Raw genomic sequence first — 24,374 nt, forward strand, 5'->3', positions numbered from 1 at the left:
GCTCACTCCATCTCGCTGGCGCTAAGCACGTAACCTTTGCCCCAGACAGTGCGGATCTGCCGTTCGTGGTAGCCGATGCCTTTGAGCTTGCGGCGGATCTGGCTGACATGCATGTCCAGGCTGCGATCATGCCGCGAGTAACCGCGCTGCAAGACCTGCTGATAAAGGAAGGGTTTGCTCAGCACCTCGTCCAGGTTGCGGTTGAGGATCTCGAGCAGGCGGTATTCGCTGGGGGTCAGGCCTGCCAGGCGCCCTTCGAGCCTGACGTCACTGAGGCCTTCGTCGAACTGCAACCCACCTCCGGCGGCCTCTTGCTGCGGCTGATGGCGCCGCTCCAAGGCCACGCGCCGCAGGATCGCCTCGATGCGTACCTGCAGCTCGGCCATGCTGAAGGGCTTGGGCAGGTAGTCATCGGCGCCGCGCTGAAAACCGCTGATACGGTCGGCTTCGGCGCCCAGCGCCGACATCAGGATCACCGGCGTGGCGCTGCGGGTACGCAACTGGGCCAGTGCATCCAGGCCGTTGAGCCCTGGCAGCAGGATGTCCATCAACACCACGTCGAATGCCTGCCGGCCTGCGGTTTCAAGGCCTTCGAGCCCATTGCGGCACCAGGTAACCTGGAAGCCGCCACGCTGCAGCTCCTCGTGCAGGTAGGCACCCAGCACCGGGTCGTCCTCGATGGCGAGGATAGTGGAGGTATGAATAGCTACGGGATTCATTGGCAACTGCCATGCATTCTCAATTGCGCGATTATTGAGCATCCGCTCTGCTCTAGGCAACCGCCCTGCGACCAATGCCTCGACATGGCCACGAAAAGACAGACAAATGGGTGCAATAGCCGAGCAGGCGGAGTAACTTCCCGGCTTGGTCCGTCACGCAGTTGACGGCGTCCAGGCACATGACAGGAGGCAAGTGTGCTCGATCGTTTGGGAATCAGAAGCCGGGTCCTGCTGTTGGCCCTGCTGCCTGCCGGCTTGATGGCGCTGGTATTGGGCAGTTATTTCACCTGGCTGCAGCAAAGCGATTTGCGCACCCAGCTGCTGCAACGCGGCAAGATGATCGCCGAGCAACTGGCGCCGCTGGCTGCACCTGCCATGGCCAAGCGGGCTCCCGCGCAGCTGGAACGGATTGCCGCGCAGACCCTGGAGCAAACCGACGTGCGCGCGGTCGCCTTTCTTGCCCCAGACCGCACGCGCCTGGCGCATGCAGGCCCGAGCATGCTCAACCAGCCGCCCACCGGCGGTACCGGCACGCAACTGTTGCAACGCACCGGCAATGACGCCACCCGCTACCTGATGCCGGTCTTCGGCCACCACCGCGACCTGGCCACCGATGCCGTGCCGGCCGAAGCCGAGCGCCTGCTGGGTTGGGTCGAAATCGAACTGTCGCACGACGGCACCTTGCTGCGTGGCTACCGCAACCTGTTCACCAGCCTGTTGCTGATCCTCGCCTGCCTGGCCCTCAGTGGCCTGCTGGCACTGCGCATGAGCCGCACCATCAACGACCCGATAAAACGCATCAAGCATGCGGTCAATCAGCTCAAGGACGGCCACCTGGACGAGCGCCTGCCGGCCATGGGCAGCCACGAGTTGGACGAGCTGGGCCGCGGCATCAACCGCATGGCCGAAACCCTGCACAGCGCCCACGAAGAGCTGCAGCACAGCATCGACCAGGCCACCGAAGACGTGCGCCAGAACCTGGAGACCATCGAGATCCAGAACATCGAGCTGGACATGGCCCGCAAGGAAGCCCTGGAGGCCAGCCGCATCAAGTCGGAGTTCCTGGCCAACATGAGCCACGAGATCCGCACCCCGCTCAACGGCATCCTCGGCTTCACCCATTTGCTGCAGAAAAGCGAGCTGACGCCGCGCCAGCTGGATTACCTGAGCACCATCGAGAAGTCCGCCGACAACCTGCTGGGGATCATCAACGAGATCCTCGACTTCTCCAAGATCGAGGCCGGCAAGCTGGTGCTCGACAGCATTCCGTTCAACCTGCGCGACCTGGTCCAGGACACCCTGACCATCCTCGCCCCGGCCGCGCACGCCAAGCAGCTCGAACTGCTCAGCCTGATCTACCGCGACACCCCATCATCGCTGATCGGCGACCCGCTGCGGCTCAAGCAGATCCTCACCAACCTGGTGAGCAACGCGATCAAGTTCACCCGCGAAGGCACCATCGTCGTGCGCGCCATGCTTGAAGACGAACACGAAGACAGCGCGCAGCTTCGCATCAGCGTGCAAGACACCGGCATCGGCCTGTCGCCGCAGGATGTGCGCACGCTGTTCCAGGCCTTCAGCCAGGCCGACAACTCGCTGGCGCGCCAGCCTGGGGGTACCGGCCTGGGCCTGGTGATTTCCAAGCGCCTGATCGAGCAGATGGGCGGCGAGATCGGCGTCGACAGCACGCCGGGCGAAGGCTCGCAGTTCTGGATCAGCCTCAACCTGCCCAAGGCTCACGACGATGCCGAAGAGCTGCCGCTGCAGCCCCTGCTGGGCCGCCGCGCCGCCATCGTCGACAGCCATGAGCTCGCGCGCCAGGCGCTGGAGCACCAGCTTGAAGACTGCGGCCTGAGCGTCAGCCTGTTTGCCTCGTACGACCAGCTTCTGCATGCGGTGCAGGCCGCAAGCCAGGCGGGTCACCCGTTCGACTTCGCGGTGCTCGGCGCCAACCTGGGCAACCTGACGCCCGAGCAGCTCGGTGAGTACCACCTGCAACTGGACCGCTACCAGTGCCAGTGCGTGGTGCTGTGCCCGACCACCGAACAGGCGCTGTACCACCCCTACCTGCCCAATGGCCATGGCCAACTCCTGTCCAAGCCAACGTGCACGCGCAAGTTGCGTCGGCTGCTGCTGGAGCTGATCCAACCGCGTCGCCCGCTGGGCGAGCCGAACATCCTCAGCGGCCAGCGCCAGCCGAAGATTCTGTGCGTCGACGACAACCCAGCCAACCTGCTGCTGGTACAGACCCTGCTCGAAGACCTGGGTGCCCAGGTGTTGGCCGTCGACAACGGCTATGCGGCAGTGCAAGCGGTGCAGGATGAGCCCTTCGACCTGGTGCTGATGGACGTGCAAATGCCCGGCATGGACGGCCGCGCCTGCACCGAGCAGATCCGCCTCTGGGAAAACGCCCAAAGCGGCAGCCCGCTGCCGATTGTCGCCCTCACCGCGCATGCCATGGCCAACGAGAAACGCGCGCTGCTGCATGCCGGCATGGACGACTACCTGACCAAACCGATCAGTGAGAGGCAGTTGGCCCAGGTGGTGATGAAGTGGACCGGCCTGAGCCTGGGCGTGCCGCAGCAAGAGCGCTTGGCCGAACAGCGGCTCAACAGCGACGAACTGAAGGTGCTCGACCCCGACGAAGGTTTGCGCCTGGCTGCCGGAAAATCCGACTTGGCGGCCGACATGCTGGCCATGCTGCTGGCGTCACTGGAGTCCGACCGCCAGGCGATACGCGCCGCCCGCGAAGCGCAGGATCACACCACCTTGATCGAGCAGGTACACCGCCTCAACGGTGCCTCGCGCTATTGCGGTGTGCCGCAGCTGCGGGCGGCATGCCAGCGCAGCGAGACCTTGCTCAAACAAGAGCACCCCCACGCGCAACAGGCATTGGATGAACTCGACAGCGCGATCAGCCGGCTGGCGACACAGGCACACATCAATGCCTGACAGCGCTGCCTTGCCCCTACTGTAGGAGCAGCCTTGTGCTGCGAAGAGGCCGGTGACAGCAGCGAAGATTTACTGTGCTGTCACCGGCCTCTTCACAGCACAAGGCTGCTCCTACAACGGCCACACAGGACGGCCAGCTACAATCCCCAGACATTCGCAAAGGAAGCCCGACCATGCGCGCCCTGTTGTTCAGCAGCCAGCACTACGACCAGGAAAGCTTCACCCAGGCCGCTGCCGGCACTGCCCTGGAGCTGCACTTCCAGCCCGCCCGCCTGACCCTGGACACCGCGCCCCTCGCCAGCGGTTACGAGGTTGTCTGCGCCTTCATCAACGATGAGCTGGACGCCCAAGTGCTGGCGCGCCTGGCCGCTGGCGGCACGCGCCTGATCGCCCTGCGTTCGGCGGGCTATAACCACGTCGACCTGGCGGCCGCCCAGCGCTTGGGCCTGGCCGTGGTGCGGGTGCCGGCCTATTCGCCACACGCGGTGGCCGAGCACGCCGTGGCGCTGATCCTCGCCCTCAACCGGCGCCTGCACCGGGCTTACAACCGCACCCGCGAAGGTGATTTCACCCTGCATGGCCTGACCGGCTTCGACCTGCACGGCAAGACCGTCGGTGTGGTCGGCACCGGCCAGATCGGCGCTGCGTTCGCCCGCATCATGGCCGGCTTCGGCTGCCAGTTGCTGGCCTACGACCCCTACCCCAACCCGGACCTGCTGGCCCTTGGCGCCCGCTACCTGCCCCTGCCCGAGTTGCTGCGCGAGGCGCGCATCATCAGCCTGCATTGCCCGCTGACCGAACACACCCGCCACCTGATCAATGCGCAAAGCCTGGCTCAACTGCAACCTGGCGCCATGCTGATCAACACCGGCCGCGGCGCGCTGGTCGACACCCCGGCATTGATCGACGCACTCAAGTGCGGCCAGCTGGGCTACCTAGGCCTGGACGTCTACGAAGAAGAGGCCCAACTGTTTTTCGAGGACCGCTCCGACCAGCCCTTGCAAGACGATGTGCTGGCCCGCCTGCTGACCTTCCCCAACGTGATCATCACCGCCCACCAGGCCTTTCTCACCCGCGAGGCGCTGGACGCCATCGCCGCCACCACGCTGGACAACATCAACCGCTGGATGGCAGGCAAACCCCAGAATCTGGTATCGGGTTAATGCTAGGATACGCGGCATTTCTGGAGGACCCATGGTCGAGCACGATTTCCGCTACACCCTTTTCAACCCGCAACACACCCTGATCGAGTGCCGCGCCCTGGTACCCGGCCGCTATCAGGTGACCGGCAACGGCGGTTCGATGCACAAGGGCGACACGCTGCTGGTGACCCTCAAGGGCAGCAAGGACTTGTCCATGCGACTGACCGTGGAAAGCGTGCGTCACCTGATCAACCCGCGCGGCCAGTGGGTTGCCGTGGCCAGCGGCCCGGTGTTCAGCGAACTGGAAATCCTCACCTGGCAGGTCGAGTGCGACCAGTGCGACGCCGTGCTGGACTTCGAGTTCGCAGTCGATGCCAAGCTGGGCAAAAAAGCCCGCCAGCCGGCGGCCAGCGCCCGTATCGCGGAGCTGGGCTGGGCCAGCCGTGGCGAGAAGCACCTGTGCCCGCGTTGCCAGGAGAGCGCTGAGTGAAAAAGCTGCTGACCGGCGTGCTGATTGCCACCGGCCTGCTCGGCTGCGCCGCGCAACCGTCAAAGCTGCAGCAGGAGCGCAGCTATGTACTGGAGTGGATTGGCGAACGCCCGCTGATCGATTACAGCCACCTTACCCTGACCCTGGCCAGCGATGGCCGCGCCTACGGTAATGGCGGCTGCAACCATTGGTTTGCCCCGTATACGCTGGAAGGCAAGCACCTGAGCTTCGGCAAGGTCGGCAAGACCCGCAAGCTGTGCGCGCCGGCATTGATGGAACAGGAAAAACGCTTCCTGCAGGCGCTGGAGACGGTACAACGCTGGGATGTCTCGCCTGTGGAGCAGATGCGCTTCTGGCCGGCCGAGGGCAAGCCGCTGCGGTTCTGGCCTGAAGAAGGTTGAGGACTGCCGGGGCCGCTCTGCGGCCCTTCGCGGCACAAGGCCGCTCCTACAAGTAACCGCGTACGCTGGGATGACGCGGCCACCTGTGGGAGCGGCCTTGTGCCGCGAAGGGCCGCAAAGCAGCCCCAACAGGCATCATGCGCCCTTCAGGGCCTTGATCTTGGCCTGCAGCCCTTCCAGGGTCTGCTCACCCATCAGTTGTTCACGCACCTTGCCCTTGTCATCGATGATGTAGGTCACCGGCAACGCCTCGCTGCGGGGCAGCTCGTAACGCTCGGCCGGGTCCTGCGCCAGCACGGTAAAGCCGATGCCCAGGGTGTCCGCCGCCTGCTTCAGGTCCTGGCCCTGCAAGCCATCGAAGTTCACCCCGACCACCTTGATCCCCTCGGCCGCCCATTGCTTGGCCGCCGCATTCAACTCAGGGATTTCGGTACGGCACGGTCCGCACCATTCGGCCCAATAGTTGAGCACTACCCAGTGCCCCTCGATCTGCTCGGCCTTTACCGTATTGCCGTGTTGGTCCACGCCGTAGTCGGCACCGCAACCACCGAGCAACAGGCCCGCGGTGATGGCCAGTACTGCTGCCAAACGCCTTGCCATGGGTCAATCCTTCTCGAAGTTTCAAGCAAATGGTTCAGTCGCTGCGGTTAGAATAGCCGCCACACCCAGCTGGATGCGACCCGACATGACTGACCTGACGCTCTATCATAACCCGCGCTGCTCGAAATCCCGCGGCGCGCTGGAACTGCTCGAAGCACGCGGCCTGGCGCCGACCATCGTGCGCTACCTCGAAACCCCGCCAGACACCGCCACCCTGACGGCCCTGCTCGGCAAGCTGGGCATCGCCCCGCGCCAATTGCTGCGCACCGGCGAAGACGAATACAAAGACCTGAACCTGGCCAACCCGGCCCTGACCGACGCGCAATTGATCGACGCCATGGCCCAACACCCCAAGCTGATCGAGCGGCCGATTCTGGTGGCCGGCGATAAAGCCGTGATTGGCCGCCCGCCAGAGAAGGTGCTGGAGATCCTGCCGTGAGCCAGCCCTTCATCCTGGTTTTGTATTACAGCCGCCATGGCGCCACCAGCGAAATGGCCCGGCACATTGCCCGCGGTGTCGAGATGGCCGGTATGGAGGCGCGCCTGCGCACCGTGCCGGCGATTTCCACTGAGTGCGAAGCTGTGGCCCCGGACATCCCGGCCAGCGGCGCGCTGTACGCCACCCTCGACGACCTGCGCCATTGCGCCGGCCTGGTGCTGGGCAGCCCGACCCGCTTCGGCAACATGGCCGCGCCGCTTAAGTACTTCCTCGACGGCACCAGCAGCCTGTGGCTGGGTGGCGAACTGGTGGGCAAGCCCGCCGGGGTATTCACCTCCACCGCCAGCCTGCATGGTGGCCAGGAAACCACCCTGCTGTCGATGATGCTGCCGCTGATGCACCACGGCATGCTGGTGATGGGCCTGCCCTACAGCGAATCGGCCTTGCTCGAAACCCGCGGCGGCGGCACACCGTATGGCGCCAGCCACCACGCCGGCGCCGATGGCAAGCGCGAGCTCGACCCTCACGAAATCACCTTGTGCCGTGCCCTCGGCCAACGCCTGGCGAGCACCGCCAAGGCCCTGGAGGCCGCGCGTGGCTAAAAAGCCCAAGGTGTTGCCGCCACTGCAATGGCTGGCACCGCGCCTGCGCCTGACGCGGGCGCTGAGCCTGGCGTTTTTCTTTGGCCTGATCGCGCTGCTGGTGGTGAACAACCTGTGGTTCGCCAACCTGCACGGGGCGCGCGTCGAAGTGATTCTGGCGATCGAACTGGTGCCGCTGCTGTTGCTGCTGCCGGGCATGCTGAAGGGCAGCGCCCGGGCGCATGCCTGGACCTGCTTTGTGGTGAATATCTATTTCATCAAGGGCGTGTTGGCGGCGTTCGACCCGGCCCGGGCGCTGTTTGGCTGGGTCGAGGTGGTGGTAAGCCTGGGTTTGTTCGTCAGCGGGCTGCTGTTTGTGCGCTGGAAGTTCCAGTATGAGCGGCGCATGGCGGGCGAAGGGAGTTGATTCAGGGGCTGCTTTGCAGCCCCTTCGCGGGACAAGCCCGCTCCCACAGAGGCCGCAACGCGGCCGCAGCAATCTCAGTGGTTGACGGTATGCGCCAGCATCACCGACAGCTGGCACAGGGGTCGCCCACTCTCGGCATGCCACTGGTTGAACGCCTGCTGCACCAACGCCAGGTCACGCTGGCTGGTCGGCTGCTTGTCGATCACTTTTTGCGCAATCAACGCGGCCGCCATATCCTCGGTCGGGATAAACGTGTCCTTGCCGACCATGCGCAAGAACCGCGGCGCCGATAGGCCACCCAGCTGGTTGCCATGCTTGGCCAGGTACTTCCAAAGGCCGACGATATCGGTCACCGGCCAGTCGGCGATGAACGCACCGAAACTGCCCTTCTCCTTCGCCACATCCAGCACCATCTGCGCATTGCGCGGCACACTCTTGAGCTTGCCCAAGTGGCGGATGATGCGCTCGTCCTGCATCAACCGCTCCAAGTGCTCGGCGCTCATCAGCACCACCTTCTCCGGGTCGAAACCGAAGAACACCTGCTCGAACGCCGGCCATTTGGCATCCACCAGGCTGTGCTTGAGCCCGGCGCGGAACACGCGCAGGGCCAGGGTCGACAGGTAGCGGTCGTCGCTGATGTCGCGCAGTTGCGCAGGCGTGCGTGGCTGCGGCAGAAAGGCCTCGAGGGCCTGGGCCGAGCCGAAGCGGTTCAGGCAGTACTCATACAGCCACTGATAATCGCGCATGGGGTCAGATGTTCAGCACATCGAGGAAACGCGGCGTGGCGTTTTCGTCGATCTTCAGGCTGGTGAAGTCGAACAGGTTGCGGTCTGCCAACTGCGACGGCGCGACGTTCTGCAGCGCGCGGAAGATGCTTTCGGTGCGGCCCGGGTGCTTGCGCTCCCACTCCACCAGCATGTCCTTGACCACCTGGCGCTGCAGGTTCTCTTGCGAGCCGCACAGGTTGCACGGGATGATCGGGAATTCACGCATGTCCGAGTAGGCCTGGATGTCCTTCTCGCTGCAGTAGGCCAACGGGCGAATCACCACGTTACGGCCATCGTCGGCACGCAGCTTGGGCGGCATGCCCTTGAGCGAGCCGTTGAAGAACATGTTGAGGAAGAACGTCTCGACGATGTCGTCGCGGTGGTGCCCCAGGGCCATCTTGGTCGCGCCGATTTCGTCGGCGAAGGTGTACAGGGTGCCACGGCGCAGGCGCGAGCACAGCGAGCAGGTGGTCTTGCCCTCGGGCACCAGTTCCTTGACCACCGAGTAGGTGTCTTTCTCGACGATGTGGTACTCGACGCCCAACTCTTTGAGGTAGGCCGGCAGCACGTGCTCGGGGAAACCCGGCTGCTTCTGGTCCATGTTCACCGCCACGATCTCGAACTTGATCGGTGCCACCTTCTGCAGGTGCAACAGAACGTCGAGCATGGTGTAGCTGTCCTTGCCGCCGGACAGGCAGACCATGACCTTGTCGCCATCCTCGATCATGTTGAAGTCGGTGATGGCTTCGCCGGCGAGACGACGCAGGCGTTTTTGCAGTTTGTTCTGGTTGACCGAGAGGGTGCCCATAGCGCTTGGATCCGCGAGGTGTGACAAAAGCCGGCTATTTTACGCACAAACTACGCGGCGCTGTAGGCATTCCGATAAAGACTTCGTTGTAATCAACAGCACGCCTTACAGCGCAATTTGCTCTAAAAAGCACGGTTTGTGCCGGTAACCGCTTCCTATACTGCGACATAAGGCCACATTACCGCTTGCATCGGTGTTCGGGCCTCGGGCCGCTTGCGCTCCATCTGGGGGGCGTTTGGCAACATTGAGAGGAGTGATCGGCATGATTCATCACGTTGTGGGGCTGTTTACCCATCCCGATCAGGAGTGGCGGGAGATTCGTGGCGAAGAAGAAACCATCAGCCACATGTACCTGACGCACACCTTGATCCTGGCGGCGATCCCTGCCGTTTCCGCATTTATCGGTACTACCCAGGTGGGCTGGGTGATTGGCGACCGGCCGGCAGTGATGCTGACCATGGAAAGCGCAATCTGGATGAGCATCATGTCCTACCTGGCGATGCTCGCCGGGGTGGCGGTGATGGGCGCGTTCATCCACTGGATGGCCCGCACCTACGATGCCAACCCCTCCATGGCGCAGTGCATTGCCTTTGCCACCTACACCGCCACCCCGTTGTTCCTTGGCGGCCTGGCAGCCCTTTACCCGCACCTGTGGCTGGGCATGCTGATCGGCACTGCGGCCATTTGTTATACCGTGTACCTGCTGTATGTCGGCTTGCCGACGTTCATGAACATTCCGTCCGATGAAGGCTTCCTGTTTTCCAGCTCGGTGCTGGCGGTGGGCCTTGTGGTGCTGGTAGCGATCATGGCCGCTACCGTGATCATCTGGGGACTGGGCGTGGGGCCCGTCTATACCAACTAGCGCGATAACTACACAGAACCAACACTGGGGCATCAAGTCAGAGGCCGCCGCAAGGCGGCTTCTGGCTGTGTGCTGACCGGTGGCTCGGCAAGCCGCCAGGGCTTGCGGCATAATGCCTGGTCAGGAGAATTACCCCGCCATGCCCGAGCTGCTCAAACAACGCGTCGAAACCTGTTACCAGCAAGCCGAAACCTTCTTCAAACGCCCCTTCCCGCGCCCGGAAATCAGCTTCAAGCTGCGCGGCCAGAAGGCCGGCGTCGCTCACCTGCACGAGAACCTGCTGCGCTTCAACCTGCAGTTGTACCGCGAAAACCAGGAGGACTTCCTGCGCCAGACCGTGGCCCACGAGGTGGCGCACCTGGTGGCTCACCAGCTGTTTGGCGAGCGCATCCAGGCCCATGGCGAGGAATGGCAATTGATCATGCGCGGGGTGTATGAATTGCCGCCCAACCGCTGCCATAACTACGCAGTGCAACGGCGGGTGGTCACGCGCTACATCTACCGCTGCCCCTGCCCACAGAGCGACTTTCCGTTTACTGCGCAGCGGCACAAGCTGGTGCGCCAGGGGCGGCGCTACCTGTGCAGGCGGTGTCGGGCGATATTGGAATACAGCGGCGAGACGCGTGTCGAATGACCGGGCCTATTCGCGGGTAAACCCGCTCCCACAGGGCCATGCATTGCCTGAGGCCTACGCACCACCTGTGGGAGCAGGTTTACCCGCGAATAGGCCAGTACAGACAATGCATTGATCCCAGGCATAAGAAAGGCGACCCGAGGGTCGCCTTTTCGTACCCGACGGCGGGTTACTTCTCGACGAAGGCGCGCTCGATCAGGTAGTCACCCGGCTCCCACAGGGCCATGCATTGCCTGAGGCCTACGCACCACCTGTGGGAGCGGGTTTACCCGCGAATAGGCCAGTACAGACAATGCATTGATCCCAGGCATAAGAAAGGCGACCCGAGGGTCGCCTTTTCGTACCCGTCTGCGGGTTACTTCTCGACGAAGGCGCGCTCGATCAGGTAGTCACCCGGCTCCCACAGGGCCATGCATTGCCTGAGGCCTACGCACCACCTGTGGGAGCGGGTTTACCCGCGAATAGGCCAGTACAGACAATGCAGTGATCCCAGGCATAAGAAAGGCGACCCGAGGGTCGCCTTTTCGTACCCGACGGCGGGTTACTTCTCGACGAAGGCGCGCTCGATCAGGTAGTCACCCGGCTCCCACAGGGCCATGCATTGCCTGAGGCCTACGCACCACCTGTGGGAGCGGGTTTACCCGCGAATAGGCCAGTACAGACAATGCAGTGATCCCAGGCATAAGAAAGGCGACCCGAGGGTCGCCTTTTCGTACCCGACGGCGGGTTACTTCTCGACGAAGGCGCGCTCGATCAGGTAGTCACCCGGCTCGCGCATGCGGGCAGAGACTTTCAGGCCGAAGCTGTCGAGCACTTCGCTGGTTTCGTCCAGCATGCTTGGGCTACCGCAGATCATCGCACGGTCGTCCTGCGGGTTGATCGGCGGCAGGCCGATGTCGCTGAACAGCTTGCCGCTGCGCATCAGGTCGGTCAGGCGGCCCTGGTTCTCGAACGGCTCGCGGGTCACGGTCGGGTAGTAGATCAGCTTGTCACGCACCGACTCACCGAAGAACTCGTTCTGCGGCAGGTGCTCGGTGATGAACTCGCGATAGGCCACTTCGTTCACGTAACGCACGCCGTGAACCAGGATCACTTTTTCGAAGCGCTCGTAGGTTTCTGGGTCCTGGATGACGCTCATGAACGGCGCCAGGCCAGTACCGGTGCTCAGCAGGTACAGGTGCTTGCCCGGGTTCAGGTCGTCGAGGACCAGGGTGCCGGTAGGCTTCTTGCTGATGATGATCTCGTCGCCTTCCTTCAGGTGCTGCAACTGGGAAGTCAGCGGGCCGTCCGGCACCTTGATGCTGAAGAATTCCAGGTGCTCTTCCCAGTTCGGCGAGGCGATGGAATAGGCGCGCATGAGCGGGCGGCCGCTTTCCTGCTGCAGGCCGATCATCACGAACTGACCGTTCTCGAAGCGCAGGCCCGGATCACGGGTGCACTTGAAGCTGAACAGGGTGTCGTTCCAGTGGTGCACACTGAGGACACGTTCGTGGTTCATGTTGCTCATCGATGGGGCTCCTGAAGAAAGACGCAGCGCGCGCAAGACGCGCAGTTGCGCGATAGTTTAGGGGCAGCGACAATATCTGTTAACTGAATTATCAAGATATGTGTTATCGGTTATATAGATATGCGATTCACTCTCCGTCAGCTTCAGGTGTTCGTCGCCGTAGCCCAGCATCAAAGCGTCTCGCGGGCCGCTGGCCTGCTTGCGCTCTCGCAGTCGGCCGCCAGCACGTCCATCACCGAACTCGAGCGCCAATCCAGCTGCCAGCTGTTCGACCGCGCCGGTAAACGCCTGAGCCTCAACGCCCTGGGCCATCAGCTGCTGCCACAGGCTGTCGCCCTGCTCGACCAGGCCAAGGAAATCGAAGACCTGCTCAACGGCAAGTCCGCCTTCGGCTCGCTGGCGGTGGGCGCCACGCTGACCATCGGCAACTACCTGGCGACCCTGCTGATCGGCAGCTTCATGCAGGTGCACCCGGAAAGCCAGGTCAAGCTGCATGTGCAGAACACTGCGCATATTGTGCAACAGGTCGCCCATTACGAAATTGATCTGGGTCTGATCGAAGGTGATTGCAACCACCCGGACCTGGAGGTTCAGCCTTGGGTCGAAGACGAGCTGGTCGTGTTCTGCGCGCCCCAGCACCCACTGGCAACGCTGGGCAGCGCGAACATTCAGACATTGTCGCAGGAGGCCTGGATCCTTCGCGAGCAAGGCTCCGGCACGCGCCTGACCTTTGACCAAGCCATGCGCCACCACCGCGCCAACTTGAACATTCGCCTGGAGCTCGAACACACCGAGGCCATCAAGCGTGCAGTGGAATCTGGCCTGGGCATCGGCTGCATTTCGCGCCTGGCCCTGCGCGATGCCTTCCGCCGCGGCAGCCTGGTACCGGTCGAAACCCCGGAGCTGGACCTGATGCGTCAGTTCTATTTCATCTGGCACAAGCAGAAGTATCAGACCTCGGCCATGCGCGAGTTTCTGGAGCTATGCCGCAACTTCACCGCGGGCTTCACCCGCAGTGATGAGATCGTGCTACCGCCTATTGCCTAGAGCAGAATAACGCCCCAGACCAGCGCAACCATGGTGAGTGCCACCAACTGCGCGGCGCTGCCCATGTCCTTGGCGTTTTTCGACAAGGGGTGACGCTCAAGCGAAATGCGGTCGATGGCAGCCTCTACCGCCGAGTTGAACAGCTCGACGATCAAGCCCAGCAGGCACACCGCGATCATGATCGCCCGCTCCGCGCGGCTGACCGGCAGCCAGAAGGCGGTCGGGATCAGCAGCACATTGAGCAGTACCAGTTGACGGAACGCGGCCTCGCCCTTGAAGGCGGCGCGCAAGCCGTCCAGCGAATAGCCGGCGGCGTTGAAGATACGTTTGAGGCCGGTCTGGCCTTTGAATGGCGACATGTGCGTCACTTCACCGATGAAAGGCCGGCAGACTAGTCCAGCTGGGGTCAAAAAAGCGTGAAGAAGCAGCCAGTTAGTGGCTGGCAACCGATTCAAGTTGTTGCAGCAGCAAGGCCGCCTGGGTGCGCGTGCGCACGCCCAGCTTGCGGAAGATCGCCGTCACGTGGGCCTTGATGGTGGCCTCCGAGACACTCAGCTCATAGGCGATCTGCTTGTTCAGCAAGCCTTCGCAGACCATGGTCAGCACGCGGAACTGCTGGGGCGTGAGGCTGGCCAGCCCTTCGCTGGCCGCTTTGGCTTCAGCCGAAACGTCGACTTTCTCGAAGGCTTGCGGCGGCCACCAGACCTCACCGTCCAACACCTTGCGCACGGCGTCCTGAATCACTTCCAGCGGGCTGGATTTGGGAATGAAACCACTGGCACCAAACTCGCGGGACTTGACCACGACGGCTGCCTCTTCCTGCGCCGACACCATGACCACGGGGATCTGCGGGTATTGCCCACGCAGCAGGACCAGCCCGGAGAACCCGTAGGCGCCCGGCATGTTCAGGTCCAGCAGGACCAGATCCCAGTCGGCTTTTTCGCTCAGTCGGGTTTCCAGTTCGGCAATGCTCGCCACTTCAACCAGGCGTACATCGGCGCCAAGGCCGAGGGTAACAGCCTGGCGCAGGGCGCCACGAAACAGTGGGTGGTCATCGGCAATCAGGATTTCGTAAGTGGCCATCGATCTAAGGATCCTGTTCTGTGCCAGGCGCTGCGGGGTAGTAAGGGCGCTTGGCGGAAAGGCACGGCGAAGTCCGGGGTAACGGCACCTTCGGCGTGCCCGAATCGGCGCCAAGGATGCCGAGCACGGTCGGGGTGGTCAAGCCAATTGCCCTGCCGCACTCGCCCACCCTGGCTGCCAGCCCCGACATTATGAACCAAACCGGCCCGACTGCCCCTTGGACTATAGGAAGGTATGCAAACGCTGATGCGCGTCGTCCTGTTCATCCAGCGGCAAATGCCGCTTGGCGCTCAGGTAGTGCAGGCTGAACACGTCCAGGTAAGCGTCCAGAGCCTGGGAGGCACGCTGGTCGCCGGCCAGTTCCAGGCACATGGCCGCCACTTCCGCCGTGCAGAAGTGATCGTCACGTTTGGAACGGCGCAGGCGGTAGCGCGACATCTGCTCGGCCTCAAGGCTCAACACCGGGAAGCGGTCCAGGTAGGGGCTCTTGCGGAACATCTTGCGCGCCTCGGTCCAGGTGGCGTCGAGCAGGATGAACAACGGCCGCTTGCCGGGTTCGCGCACCACCTCGTTGACCACCCGTTCCTGAGCAACGAACTCGCCGGGGAAAACGATATAGGGCTGCCACTGGGGCTGTTCGAGCAGCGCCAGCAGGTTGTCGTCCACCGCAGTACGCTGCCAGCCGAAGGCCGAGGTGTCCTCGACCAGGTCGGCGATCAGCCAACCGGTGTTGGTCGGCTTCAGTGGCTCGGTGTCGTGCATCAGCAGGCACACGCCCGACTCCGCCGGCACCCGGGGCTTCCAGGCGCACAGGCAATGGCTGGCAATGACCCGGCAATGCGGGCAACGGACGGCCCGTGAACCACGGGCAATGAACGGCTTGTTGCTGCGGGCCAGGCGTTCGGCGCGCAAGCGCGCTACCGCGTGGCTCATGCTGGCAGGCCTTTGAACAGGTTGAAAATGCACACTGCGACGGCTCGGATACACAAAACGCAAGTCTACCAGAGCAGGCGTCATTTGCCGTGCAGCGGGACGGGCTGGCCCCTTATAATCGACACTTTGGCGAGCCTGACGCGCGCAAAAGCGCGCATCAGGGAACGCCACCTGCCGGCGCATGTCAAACCGCCAGTCATTGAACCAGGAGAGATACATGCTGCGTCTTATCGTCCCGACCCTGAGCCTTCTGCTCACCCTGCCCCTGGCGGCCCAGGCGGCGTCCAAACAGGACTACGACCTGAACAAGATGCTGCAGAAGGTCGCTACGGAAAGCAGCGTCGGCACGCCGCGCGCCATCAACGAAGACATCCTCGACCAGGGTTATACCGTCGAAGGCAAGGCGCTGGTCAACCACCTGAGCGTGCGCCAGAGCCATGCCGAGCGCATGCAGGCCAACCCCGAGCAAGTGCGCAGCCAGTTGGGCGACAGCGTCTGCCGTAACAGCGGCTTCCGCAACCTGATGTCCAAGGGCGCCGTCATGGTCTATCGCTTCACGGTCTACAAGACCAACCAGCCAGTGATGGACCAGGCATTTGACGCCGCCAGCTGCGTCGCGGGCAGCAAGAAGAAGTAAACCTAGACCACGGGGTGGTCATCAGGGGCGCGCCACTGCTCCTCCTCGGCATCGGCGCGCAACTCTGCCAGAAGCGCTTGCAGGTAGCGTGACTGGCACTCCAGCCCCGAAAGCCTGCGACGGCACTCTGCCTCAAGGCTCAGGTGATGCGCCTGAGCTGCATGTTCCAGCTGCTGATACAGCTGCCGGTCCACTTCGATGGTCAAGCGATGCATACCGCCACCTCCTGCATCGATACGATTCGCTTTCCCAGTTAATCAAACCCTCACCCCCATAGGCTGCGCGCCGACGAGCGGCGTTCGCCATCACTTCGGCACGATCAGGCGCAACGGTCTAGATTGATAGCGAGAGCGCCAAAAAACGCCCAGATGGATTTTCGCCACTGCACCATGGCCTTGAAGGCCTACTGCAACGCTCGGGGTACACACTCGAGCCTGAGCAGCCAGCGACGCACGCAGTGTCGCGGCCGGGACACACCATCGACCCGGTCAGAGGTTTTGCTGCAGAAGGAGACGTTGAATGCCTTACCAACCCAACGAGCTGTTGTTCAATCACTTCAGGGACAACAACATCGACCTAAGCAAGATTGACGAACAGCTGCAACTGGTTGCACCGAACAGCCCCAACTTGCCGCTGTACCGGGACATGATGCTGACCATCCTGCGCATGGCCCACGACGACACGGATCGCTGGAGCGCCAAGATCACCCTGCAGGCGCTGCGCGAGCTTGATCATTCATTCCGCGCCCTGGAGCGCTACAAGGGCCGTCGCAAGGTCACGGTGTTCGGCTCGGCCCGAACCCCGCTGGAACACCCGATGTACGCCTTGGCCCGGGAACTGGGCGCCACCCTGGCACGCTCCGACCTGATGGTCATCACCGGCGCTGGCGGCGGCATCATGGCGGCAGCGCATGAAGGGGCCGGCAGCGATCACAGCCTGGGCTTCAACATCACCCTGCCGTTCGAACAGCATGCCAACCCCACGGTGGACGGCACCGACAAACTGCTGCCGTTCCACTTCTTCTTCATTCGCAAGTTGTTCTTCGTCAAGGAGGCTGATGGGCTGGTGCTCTGCCCTGGCGGCTTCGGCACGCTGGATGAAGCACTCGAAGTGCTCACGCTGATCCAGACCGGCAAGAGCCCGCTGGTGCCGGTGGTGTTGCTTGACTCACCCGGGGGCACCTTCTGGCGCGACTGCCTCGACTTCATCAGCCGTCAGCTCGAAGAAAACCGCTACATCCTGCCCAGCGACCTCAAGCTGGTGCGCCTGGTGCACAGCGCCGATGAGGCAGTGGAGGAAATCAACCAGTTCTACAGCAACTACCACTCCAGCCGCTGGCTGAAAAACCAGTTCGTGATCCGCATGCATCACCCGCTCAGCGAGGCGGCGCTGTACGACATCCAGGAGGGCTTCGCCGATCTGCGCCTGAGCGGCAAATACCACCAGCACGCCGACAGCGGCGCGGAACACGAGGTGGGTAATTTCAGCCATCTGACCCGGTTGTCGTTCGCCTTCAACGGCCGCGACCAGGGCCGCCTGCGCGAACTGGTGGACTTTATCAACCTACCGGAGAACTGGGCCAAGCCTCAGCCTATGCACACGACTCAGCGGGCCAGGGAGGCATTGAAGGTTAGTTGAGCGTCGGAGCAACCTTGTGGGAGCTAGCTTTCCAGCGATCACCGGCGAAGCCGGCTCTCACACCGTTTTAGTAGTCGTCGAGATCCCGACCGCTGAGCAGGCGGCCGATCATTTCCAGGGAGAACCCACGGTAGGCAAGGAATCGAGTTTGCTGGGCACGGCTGCGGGGGTCATGCGGGCGTTGCCCAGCAAACTTGCGTTGCCAGACATCCATCAAACGCTGCGCCCAATCCACACCGCTTTCCCGTAACGCCTGATCGATATCGCCACGGTCCAGGCCACGCTGGCCCAGCTCTTCGCGTATACGCGCAGGGCCATAGCCGGAATTGGAGCGGTACCTGATGAAGCTTTCGAGGTAGCGGGCTTCGCTGAGCAACCCTTCTTCGGCGAGCCGATCGAGCTCAGGCTCGATCATCTCATCCAGAGCGCCTCGCTGACGCAGTTTGCGCGTCAGCTCGACGCGACCATGCTCACGTCGCGCGAGCAGGTCCATGGCTGTCCGCCGAATGGCGACGGGGGTGTCGAGTACGGCGGACATAGTCGCTATCTACAACAGTGATCAATAACCGGCGTCGGCATCAGCCACGTCGTCGGCACTGGCTTCGGCAGCGGCAGCTTTGCCCGCTTCGGCGGCAGCACCGGCTTTGAGCAGCTTCTCGCGGATCTGCTTCTCGATCTCGGCACCAATGGCCGGGTTCTCAGCCAGGTACTTGGCGGCGTTGGCTTTGCCTTGGCCGATCTTGTTGCCCTGGTAGGCGTACCAGGCACCGGATTTCTCCACCAGCCCCTGAGAAACACCCAGGTCGATGATTTCGCCGTTGCGGTAGATACCCTTGCCGTAGAGGATCTGGAACTCAGCCTGACGGAACGGCGGCGAGACCTTGTTCTTGACGATCTTGACGCGGGTTTCGCTGCCGACCACTTCGTCGCCTTCCTTGACCGCGCCGGTACGGCGGATGTCCAGGCGCACAGAGGCGTAGAACTTCAGGGCGTTACCACCGGTGGTGGTTTCCGGGCTGCCGAACATCACGCCGATCTTCATACGGATCTGGTTGATGAAGATGACCAGGCAGTTGGCGTTCTTGATGTTACCGGTGATCTTGCGCAGCGCTTGGGACATCAGACGAGCCTGCAGGCCCACGTGCATGTCACCCATCTCGCCTTCGATCTCGGCCTTGGGCACCAAGGCTGCCACGGAGTCGACGATGATCACGTCGACCGCGTTGGAGCGCACCAGCATGTCGGTAATTTCCAGCGCCTGCTCACCGGTGTCTGGCTGCGACACCAGCAGGTCGTCGACATTGACGCCCAGCTTGCCGGCGTATTCCGGGTCGAGGGCGTGCTCGGCGTCGACGAAGGCGCAGGTAGCGCCGTTCTTCTGGGCTTCGGCGATGACCGACAGGGTCAGCGTGGTTTTACCCGAGGACTCCGGGCCGTAGATTTCGACGATACGGCCTTTTGGCAGGCCGCCAATGCCGAGGGCGATGTCCAGGCCCAGGGAACCGGTGGAGATAGCCGGGATGCCGGTGCGCTCGTGGTCGCCCATGCGCATGACTGCGCCTTTGCCGAATTGGCGTTCGATCTGACCCAGGGCCGCAGCCAAGGCGCGTTTCTTGTTGTCGTCCATTGAAACCCTCACGTGTTCGACTTGGCCCTGATGGCCGGAATACCTGTATAAGTAGCCAGTATTATTCCACAGCGAAGCGCGCGCGCAAACCCCTGTCGTCGATTTACTCGGCACCAAGCTGTAACAAGCCGTCTAACGCGGCGATCACCGTTTGTCGGCGCACCGCATCACGGTCGCCGTCGAACTGGCGGCGCTCGCTGAAGACACGGCTGCCATCGGCCCAGGCCAGCCATACGGTACCCACCGGTTTTGCCGGCGAGCCACCGTCCGGCCCGGCCACACCGCTCACCGCCACCGCAAAGCGCGCGCCGCTGGCCGCCTGCGCCCCGCGGGCCATGGCTTCGACCACCTCCTGGCTGACCGCCCCCACCTGGCCGAACAGTGCCGCGGGCACCCCCAGCTGGCGGGTCTTCTGGGCATTGGAGTAGGTCACGTACCCGGCCTCGAACCAGGCCGAACTCCCGGGGATGCGGGTAATGGCCTCGGCGATGCCACCGCCCGTGCAGGATTCGGCGGTGGTCACCTGGGCATTGAAGCGGCGCAGGTGCTCGCCCAGGCGGGCGGAAAGTGCGGTGATCGGGTCCATGTCAGGCTCCTTGAAGACTGCGCACTACCCTACCACCCCATGCGCGGCGCGGCTTCAGGAAACCTTCAGGCTATCGCGGGCAATGGCGCTAAACGCACGCTCGTCGCGCCGCCCAAGACGCGGTAGGCCGGCTGGCCAGCCCTGGGTCCAGTCCAGGCCACGCAAATGGCGCATGTCCTCAATCGCCGAACGCCACCAGACCACCTTGCAGGCGCGCTGGTAATCATCGCTGCCGATAACACTGCCATATAAAAGCTTGCGGCCGACACCCCGGAGCTCTGGGGGCACGCGCGTAAGGCTCCACTTGACCGAAAGGCGGTTGAGCCAGGATGGCACCGGGCGATGCGCAGGCACCTTCAAGGCCAGGCCAGGCATCTTCGGCGTAAAGCGCTCGCCGTGGCGGGCGAAGAAAATCTCCAGAATGGCGTGGATGTACTGCTTCATCGCAAAGTAGTGGCTGATCACGCCACGCGCCTGGTTGATCTGCACGCCCTGCAACTCGAACGAAAAGGCGATCTGCTCGATGGTGTGCAACTCACGGGCGTAAGGCGTCCATGCATCGATGCGCTGGATGGCCCGTTCGGCAATGCCGGCATTCTCACGGGTGAAGCCCAGGACACCGCTGTTGCACAGCCGCAGGTCGTCGCTCGGCACAGCGCCCGCACGCGCAAGCCCTGCGCTGAAGCCGAGGTAGTCCTCACGGTGCGACGCCTCGGCCCAGCGCATCTCGACCTCGTCCACCAGGTACTGCCCAGCATCCACCTGGCCAAACAGCTTCAGCGGTGACTGCAGGAACACCGTGTCGGTGTCGATGAACACAGTCTTGTCCGCCCACTGCGCAGCCTGCGCAATGGCGCAGGCCTTGCGCCGATGGGTGTAGCCGCCCTCCCCGGTCCAGGCCTGCAGGGTCGCGTCATCCAGCGCGATCACCTCTACCGGCCAACCGGCGAATGCTTGCGGCTGGTCGGTCAACACACGAATCACCGGCAGCTCCGCCGGCTTGCAGCGCGCCAGGGCGGTGAGGATGCTGAGCTTGGCTTCCAGCTGGTAAATCCGCCGATCACCGTACAGGAGGTAGATCAGTTGCTGCTTTACATAAGGGATACGGCTGGACAGGTTCATCACTACGTCACGGCTAGGGGCATTCCAAAAGGCCGCGCATTCTAGTGCAGTCAAGGACGAAGCTCCATGATGGCCCGCCGAACTGCGCGCACATGCCCCATTGCGGCCGCCTGCATCTGGATGAAAAAGCCTGTACCATTGCCGGTTTTACCATCGCCAACCAGATCACCCGCTGTAAGGCCCTGAATGTCAGATCTCTCCGCACACACCCCGATGATGCAGCAGTACTGGAAGCTGAAAAACCAGCACCCGGACCAGCTGATGTTCTACCGCATGGGCGATTTCTACGAGATCTTCTACGAAGATGCGAAGAAAGCCGCAAAACTGCTGGATATCACCCTGACCGCGCGCGGCCAGTCGGCCGGCCAGTCCATTCCCATGTGCGGCATTCCGTTCCATTCGCTGGAAGGCTACCTGGCCAAACTGGTCAAGCTCGGCGAATCGGTGGTGATCTGCGAACAGATTGGCGACCCGGCAACCAGCAAGGGCCCGGTAGAGCGCCAGGTGGTGCGCATCATCACCCCCGGCACGGTCAGCGACGAAGCACTGCTCGACGAGCGCCGCGACAACCTGATTGCCGCGCTGCTGGGCGATGAACGCCTGTTTGGCCTGGCGGTGCTGGACATCACCAGTGGCAACTTCGGCGTGCAAGAGATCAAAGGCTGGGAAAACCTGCTGGCCGAGCTCGACCGCCTCAACCCGGTCGAACTGCTGATCCCCGACGACTGGCCACGCGACCTGCCGGCCGAAAAACGCCCTGGCGCGCGCCGCCGCGCCCCATGGGACTTCGACCGCGATTCGGCGCGCAAGGCCCTGTGCCAGCAATTCGCGACCAAGGACCTCAAAGGCTTTGGCTGCGACAAGCTAACCCTGGCCATCGGCGCCGCCGGCTGCCTGCTGACCTACGCCAAGGAAACCCAGCGCACCGCCCTGCCACACCTGCGCAGCCTGCGCCACGAGCGCCTGGACGACACGGTCATCCTGGATGGCGCCAGCCGCCGCAACCTGGAGCTGGACGTCAACCTGGCGGGCGGGCGCGACAATACCCTGCAGTCGGTGATCGACCGCTGCCAGACCGCCATGGCCAGCCGCTTGCTGACCCGCTGGCTGAACCGCCCACTGCGTGACCTCAAGGTCCTGCAGGCGCGCCAGGATTCGATCCGTTGCCTGCTCGACGGCTACCGTTTCGAAAAACTGCAGCCGCAGCTCAAGGAAATTGGCGATATCGAGCGGATCCTCGCCCGTATCGGCCTGCGCAATGCCCGCCCACGCGACCTCGCACGCCTGCGTGATGCCCTCGGCGCCCTGCCCGAGCTGCAAAACGCCATGGCCGAGCTGGAAGCCCCGCACCTGGCGCGCCTGGCCGCCATTACCGGCACCTACCCAGAGCTGGCCAGCCTGCTGGAGCGGGCGATCATCGACAATCCGCCCGCGGTAATCCGTGATGGCGGCGTGCTCAAGGCCGGCTACGACAATGAGCTGGACGAGTTGCTCGCGATCAGCGAGAACGCTGGCCAGTTCCTGATCGACCTGGAAGCCCGTGAAAAAGCCCGTACAGGCCTGGCCAATCTCAAGGTCGGCTACAACCGCGTGCATGGCTACTTCATCGAGCTGCCGACCAAGCAGGCCGAACAAGCCCCGGGCGACTACATTCGCCGCCAGACCCTCAAGGGTGCGGAGCGCTTCATCACCCCAGAGCTCAAGGCGTTCGAGGACAAGGCACTGTCGGCCAAGAGCCGCGCCCTGGCCCGCGAGAAGATGCTTTACGATGCCCTGCTCGAAACCCTGATCAGCCACCTGGCACCGCTGCAAGACAGCGCTGCCGCCTTGGCCGAACTGGATGTGCTGAGCAACCTCGCCGAGCGTGCCCTGAACCTCGACCTGAACTGCCCTCGCTTCGTCGACGAGCCGTGCTTGCGCATCGACCAGGGCCGTCACCCGGTGGTCGAGCAGGTACTGACCACGCCGTTCGTGGCCAACGACCTGAACCTGGACAACAGCACCCGCATGCTGATCATTACCGGCCCGAACATGGGCGGTAAATCTACCTACATGCGCCAGACCGCCTTGATCGTGTTGATGGCGCACATCGGCAGTTTCGTGCCGGCAGCCCAGTGCGAGCTGTCGTTGGTCGACCGCATCTTCACCCGCATCGGCTCCAGCGACGACCTGGCCGGCGGGCGCTCGACCTTCATGGTCGAGATGAGTGAAACCGCCAACATTCTGCACAACGCCACCGACCGCAGCCTGGTGCTGATGGACGAAGTCGGCCGCGGCACCAGCACCTTCGATGGCCTGTCGCTGGCCTGGGCCGCCGCCGAGCGCCTGGCCCAGTTGCGTGCTTACACGCTGTTCGCCACGCACTACTTCGAGCTCACTGTACTGCCGGAAAACGAGCCGTTGGTGGCCAACGTGCACCTGAACGCCACCGAGCACAACGAGCGCATCGTCTTCCTGCACCATGTGCTGCCAGGCCCTGCCAGCCAAAGCTACGGCCTGGCCGTGGCACAACTGGCCGGCGTGCCCACACCGGTCATTCAGCGCGCCCGCGAGCACCTGGGCCGCCTGGAAACCGCGAGCCTGCCGCACGAGCAGCCGCTGGGCAAGCAGGCCAAGGATGAGCCACACGTCCCGCACCAGAGCGATCTGTTCGCCAGCCTGCCACACCCGGCCATCGAGAAGCTGGGCAAGCTGGACCTGGACGACATGACCCCGCGCCAAGCTATCGAAATGCTATATCAACTAAAGAACCTGTTATAACGGCGCCCACTACAAGCTGGTAGAATCCGCCGCGGTTTGCTGGTGCTGCAGGTTATTAGCCTGGCCTGCAGCCACATACCCGTAAACCGCGCGGCCCCGAGAGGAAGGGCCGCCGCCGTCGCCTGAGGAGAGAACTAGAAATGACCTTCGTCGTCACCGACAACTGCATCAAATGCAAATACACCGACTGCGTGGAAGTCTGTCCGGTGGACTGCTTCTACGAAGGCCCGAACTTCCTGGTCATCCACCCGGACGAGTGCATCGACTGCGCACTGTGTGAGCCGGAATGCCCAGCGCAAGCCATCTTCTCGGAAGACGAAGTGCCATCGGGCATGGAAAACTTCATCGAGCTGAACGCCGAACTGGCGGAAATCTGGCCAAACATCACCGAGCGTAAGGACGCCCTGCCGGACGCTGAAGAGTGGGATGGCAAGACTGGCAAGATTGCAGATCTGGAGCGCTGATAGCGCGCGGATACGAAAAAGGCCCATTCGGGCCTTTTTTTCATTTTCAGCAGGCAAAAAAAGGGGCGGTATGACCCGCCCACATTTTTTTCCGTAGTCCCTGATTGTCCCAAACATCATCCTGATGAAATCGCTTCTTGCGATGTCC

At 63.1% G+C, this 24,374-nt stretch carries 27 protein-coding genes; 14 read left to right on the forward strand and 13 right to left on the reverse strand.

Annotated elements, in window-relative coordinates:
• Positions 1 to 2: 2 nt before the first annotated feature.
• On the reverse strand, positions 3 to 719 hold the full coding sequence (locus AB7M33_RS02665; protein ID WP_099428503.1) for a response regulator transcription factor: 717 nt from the start codon (positions 717 to 719) through the stop codon (positions 3 to 5).
• 195 nt (positions 720 to 914) lie between these two features.
• Here AB7M33_RS02665 and AB7M33_RS02670 point away from each other — a divergent pair, with 195 nt between their 5' ends.
• The 4 genes from AB7M33_RS02670 to AB7M33_RS02685 all read left to right on the forward strand — a co-directional run bounded on the left by AB7M33_RS02670 (position 915) and on the right by AB7M33_RS02685 (position 5,704).
• Positions 915 to 3,671 (forward strand): response regulator, encoded by a 2,757-nt coding sequence (locus AB7M33_RS02670; protein WP_099428502.1) that lies wholly within the window; start codon positions 915 to 917, stop codon positions 3,669 to 3,671.
• A 173-nt stretch (positions 3,672 to 3,844) separates the two neighbouring features.
• Entirely contained in the window at positions 3,845 to 4,834 is a 990-nt protein-coding gene (locus AB7M33_RS02675; protein WP_186702966.1) for a 2-hydroxyacid dehydrogenase, read from the forward strand.
• Between the two features lie 31 nt (positions 4,835 to 4,865).
• Entirely contained in the window at positions 4,866 to 5,303 is a 438-nt protein-coding gene (locus AB7M33_RS02680; protein WP_027595843.1) for a hypothetical protein, read from the forward strand.
• Positions 5,300 to 5,704, forward strand: a complete 405-nt coding sequence (locus tag AB7M33_RS02685) for an META domain-containing protein (protein ID WP_027595842.1) — start codon at positions 5,300 to 5,302, stop codon at positions 5,702 to 5,704. Before AB7M33_RS02680 ends, AB7M33_RS02685 begins: the two co-directional genes overlap by 4 nt.
• A 135-nt stretch (positions 5,705 to 5,839) precedes the next feature.
• On the opposite strand, the gene AB7M33_RS02690 is transcribed toward AB7M33_RS02685, so the two are convergent.
• Complete coding sequence (locus AB7M33_RS02690) at positions 5,840 to 6,304, reverse strand: TlpA disulfide reductase family protein (RefSeq protein WP_027595841.1); 465 nt, start codon at positions 6,302 to 6,304, stop codon at positions 5,840 to 5,842.
• Positions 6,305 to 6,389: 85 nt separating this feature from the next.
• Here AB7M33_RS02690 and arsC point away from each other — a divergent pair, with 85 nt between their 5' ends.
• From arsC to AB7M33_RS02705, 3 genes are read left to right on the forward strand one after another with little or no spacing between them, the layout of a single operon-like run.
• Positions 6,390 to 6,743: an arsenate reductase (glutaredoxin) gene (gene arsC / locus AB7M33_RS02695; RefSeq protein ID WP_027595840.1), complete on the forward strand. Its 354-nt coding sequence runs from the start codon at positions 6,390 to 6,392 to the stop codon at positions 6,741 to 6,743.
• Positions 6,740 to 7,345 carry an NAD(P)H:quinone oxidoreductase gene (gene wrbA / locus AB7M33_RS02700; protein WP_027595839.1) on the forward strand — a complete coding sequence of 202 codons (606 nt, stop codon included), beginning with the start codon at positions 6,740 to 6,742 and terminating at the stop codon, positions 7,343 to 7,345. The genes arsC and wrbA overlap by 4 nt, the downstream gene beginning before the upstream one ends.
• Complete coding sequence (locus tag AB7M33_RS02705; RefSeq protein WP_238215265.1) at positions 7,338 to 7,751, forward strand: DUF2069 domain-containing protein; 414 nt, start codon at positions 7,338 to 7,340, stop codon at positions 7,749 to 7,751. The genes wrbA and AB7M33_RS02705 overlap by 8 nt, the downstream gene beginning before the upstream one ends.
• Positions 7,752 to 7,825: 74 nt before the next feature.
• On the opposite strand, the gene AB7M33_RS02710 is transcribed toward AB7M33_RS02705, so the two are convergent.
• Together AB7M33_RS02710 and ttcA are read right to left on the reverse strand one after the other, a co-directional pair.
• Entirely contained in the window at positions 7,826 to 8,497 is a 672-nt protein-coding gene (locus AB7M33_RS02710; RefSeq protein ID WP_265968601.1) for a DNA-3-methyladenine glycosylase I, read from the reverse strand.
• Between the two features lie 4 nt (positions 8,498 to 8,501).
• Positions 8,502 to 9,326, reverse strand: coding sequence for a tRNA 2-thiocytidine(32) synthetase TtcA (ttcA, locus tag AB7M33_RS02715; RefSeq protein WP_027595836.1), 825 nt, complete (start codon positions 9,324 to 9,326; stop codon positions 8,502 to 8,504).
• 262 nt (positions 9,327 to 9,588) lie between these two features.
• Here ttcA and AB7M33_RS02720 point away from each other — a divergent pair, with 262 nt between their 5' ends.
• Together AB7M33_RS02720 and AB7M33_RS02725 are read left to right on the forward strand one after the other, a co-directional pair.
• A complete protein-coding gene (locus tag AB7M33_RS02720; RefSeq protein ID WP_027595835.1) occupies positions 9,589 to 10,188 on the forward strand; it encodes a Yip1 family protein in 600 nt (199 codons plus the stop codon).
• Positions 10,189 to 10,327: 139 nt separating this feature from the next.
• Positions 10,328 to 10,822 (forward strand): SprT family zinc-dependent metalloprotease, encoded by a 495-nt coding sequence (locus AB7M33_RS02725; protein ID WP_027595834.1) that lies wholly within the window; start codon positions 10,328 to 10,330, stop codon positions 10,820 to 10,822.
• Positions 10,823 to 11,549: 727 nt separating this feature from the next.
• Here AB7M33_RS02725 and fpr read toward each other — a convergent pair.
• On the reverse strand, positions 11,550 to 12,329 hold the full coding sequence (fpr, locus tag AB7M33_RS02730) for a ferredoxin-NADP reductase (RefSeq protein ID WP_016501130.1): 780 nt from the start codon (positions 12,327 to 12,329) through the stop codon (positions 11,550 to 11,552).
• 120 nt (positions 12,330 to 12,449) lie between these two features.
• Between fpr and finR the strand changes: the two genes are divergently transcribed.
• Positions 12,450 to 13,376, forward strand: coding sequence for a LysR family transcriptional regulator FinR (finR, locus tag AB7M33_RS02735; protein WP_027595833.1), 927 nt, complete (start codon positions 12,450 to 12,452; stop codon positions 13,374 to 13,376).
• On the opposite strand, the gene AB7M33_RS02740 is transcribed toward finR, so the two are convergent.
• The 3 genes from AB7M33_RS02740 to AB7M33_RS02750 form a co-directional block, all read right to left on the reverse strand.
• Complete coding sequence (locus AB7M33_RS02740) at positions 13,373 to 13,735, reverse strand: diacylglycerol kinase (protein ID WP_027595832.1); 363 nt, start codon at positions 13,733 to 13,735, stop codon at positions 13,373 to 13,375. The two genes, finR and AB7M33_RS02740, sit on opposite strands and share 4 nt — an antisense overlap.
• 73 nt (positions 13,736 to 13,808) lie before the next feature.
• Positions 13,809 to 14,459 (reverse strand): response regulator transcription factor ErdR, encoded by a 651-nt coding sequence (gene erdR, locus AB7M33_RS02745; RefSeq protein WP_027595831.1) that lies wholly within the window; start codon positions 14,457 to 14,459, stop codon positions 13,809 to 13,811.
• A gap of 222 nt (positions 14,460 to 14,681) precedes the next feature.
• The gene (locus AB7M33_RS02750) at positions 14,682 to 15,392 is read right to left on the reverse strand and encodes a tRNA-uridine aminocarboxypropyltransferase (protein ID WP_027595830.1); all 711 of its coding nucleotides are present in this window, start codon (positions 15,390 to 15,392) and stop codon (positions 14,682 to 14,684) included.
• Between the two features lie 217 nt (positions 15,393 to 15,609).
• Between AB7M33_RS02750 and AB7M33_RS02755 the strand changes: the two genes are divergently transcribed.
• On the forward strand, positions 15,610 to 16,029 hold the full coding sequence (locus AB7M33_RS02755) for a quorum-sensing-regulated virulence factor family protein (RefSeq protein WP_027595829.1): 420 nt from the start codon (positions 15,610 to 15,612) through the stop codon (positions 16,027 to 16,029).
• 2 nt (positions 16,030 to 16,031) lie between these two features.
• On the opposite strand, the gene AB7M33_RS02760 is transcribed toward AB7M33_RS02755, so the two are convergent.
• Positions 16,032 to 16,244 carry a hypothetical protein gene (locus AB7M33_RS02760; RefSeq protein ID WP_274884071.1) on the reverse strand — a complete coding sequence of 71 codons (213 nt, stop codon included), beginning with the start codon at positions 16,242 to 16,244 and terminating at the stop codon, positions 16,032 to 16,034.
• A 304-nt stretch (positions 16,245 to 16,548) separates the two neighbouring features.
• On the opposite strand from AB7M33_RS02760, the gene AB7M33_RS02765 reads away from it, so the two are divergent.
• The gene (locus AB7M33_RS02765) at positions 16,549 to 17,667 is read left to right on the forward strand and encodes an LOG family protein (RefSeq protein ID WP_085272753.1); all 1,119 of its coding nucleotides are present in this window, start codon (positions 16,549 to 16,551) and stop codon (positions 17,665 to 17,667) included.
• Between the two features lie 67 nt (positions 17,668 to 17,734).
• On the opposite strand, the gene recX is transcribed toward AB7M33_RS02765, so the two are convergent.
• The 4 genes from recX to AB7M33_RS02785 form a co-directional block, all read right to left on the reverse strand.
• Complete coding sequence (recX, locus tag AB7M33_RS02770) at positions 17,735 to 18,205, reverse strand: recombination regulator RecX (RefSeq protein ID WP_027595826.1); 471 nt, start codon at positions 18,203 to 18,205, stop codon at positions 17,735 to 17,737.
• A 21-nt stretch (positions 18,206 to 18,226) separates the two neighbouring features.
• Positions 18,227 to 19,294: a recombinase RecA gene (gene recA / locus AB7M33_RS02775; protein ID WP_027595825.1), complete on the reverse strand. Its 1,068-nt coding sequence runs from the start codon at positions 19,292 to 19,294 to the stop codon at positions 18,227 to 18,229.
• A gap of 103 nt (positions 19,295 to 19,397) precedes the next feature.
• Positions 19,398 to 19,880 carry a CinA family protein gene (locus tag AB7M33_RS02780; RefSeq protein WP_085272752.1) on the reverse strand — a complete coding sequence of 161 codons (483 nt, stop codon included), beginning with the start codon at positions 19,878 to 19,880 and terminating at the stop codon, positions 19,398 to 19,400.
• Positions 19,881 to 19,934: 54 nt separating this feature from the next.
• Positions 19,935 to 21,056: a hypothetical protein gene (locus tag AB7M33_RS02785; protein ID WP_454242390.1), complete on the reverse strand. Its 1,122-nt coding sequence runs from the start codon at positions 21,054 to 21,056 to the stop codon at positions 19,935 to 19,937.
• A 132-nt stretch (positions 21,057 to 21,188) separates the two neighbouring features.
• Between AB7M33_RS02785 and mutS the strand changes: the two genes are divergently transcribed.
• Both mutS and fdxA read left to right on the forward strand, forming a co-directional pair.
• Entirely contained in the window at positions 21,189 to 23,762 is a 2,574-nt protein-coding gene (gene mutS / locus AB7M33_RS02790; RefSeq protein WP_027595822.1) for a DNA mismatch repair protein MutS, read from the forward strand.
• 140 nt (positions 23,763 to 23,902) lie between these two features.
• Positions 23,903 to 24,226: a ferredoxin FdxA gene (gene fdxA, locus AB7M33_RS02795; protein WP_027595821.1), complete on the forward strand. Its 324-nt coding sequence runs from the start codon at positions 23,903 to 23,905 to the stop codon at positions 24,224 to 24,226.
• Positions 24,227 to 24,374: the final 148 nt, after the last annotated feature.

It is taken from the genome of Pseudomonas sp. Y3 TE3536 (genome assembly GCF_053629175.1).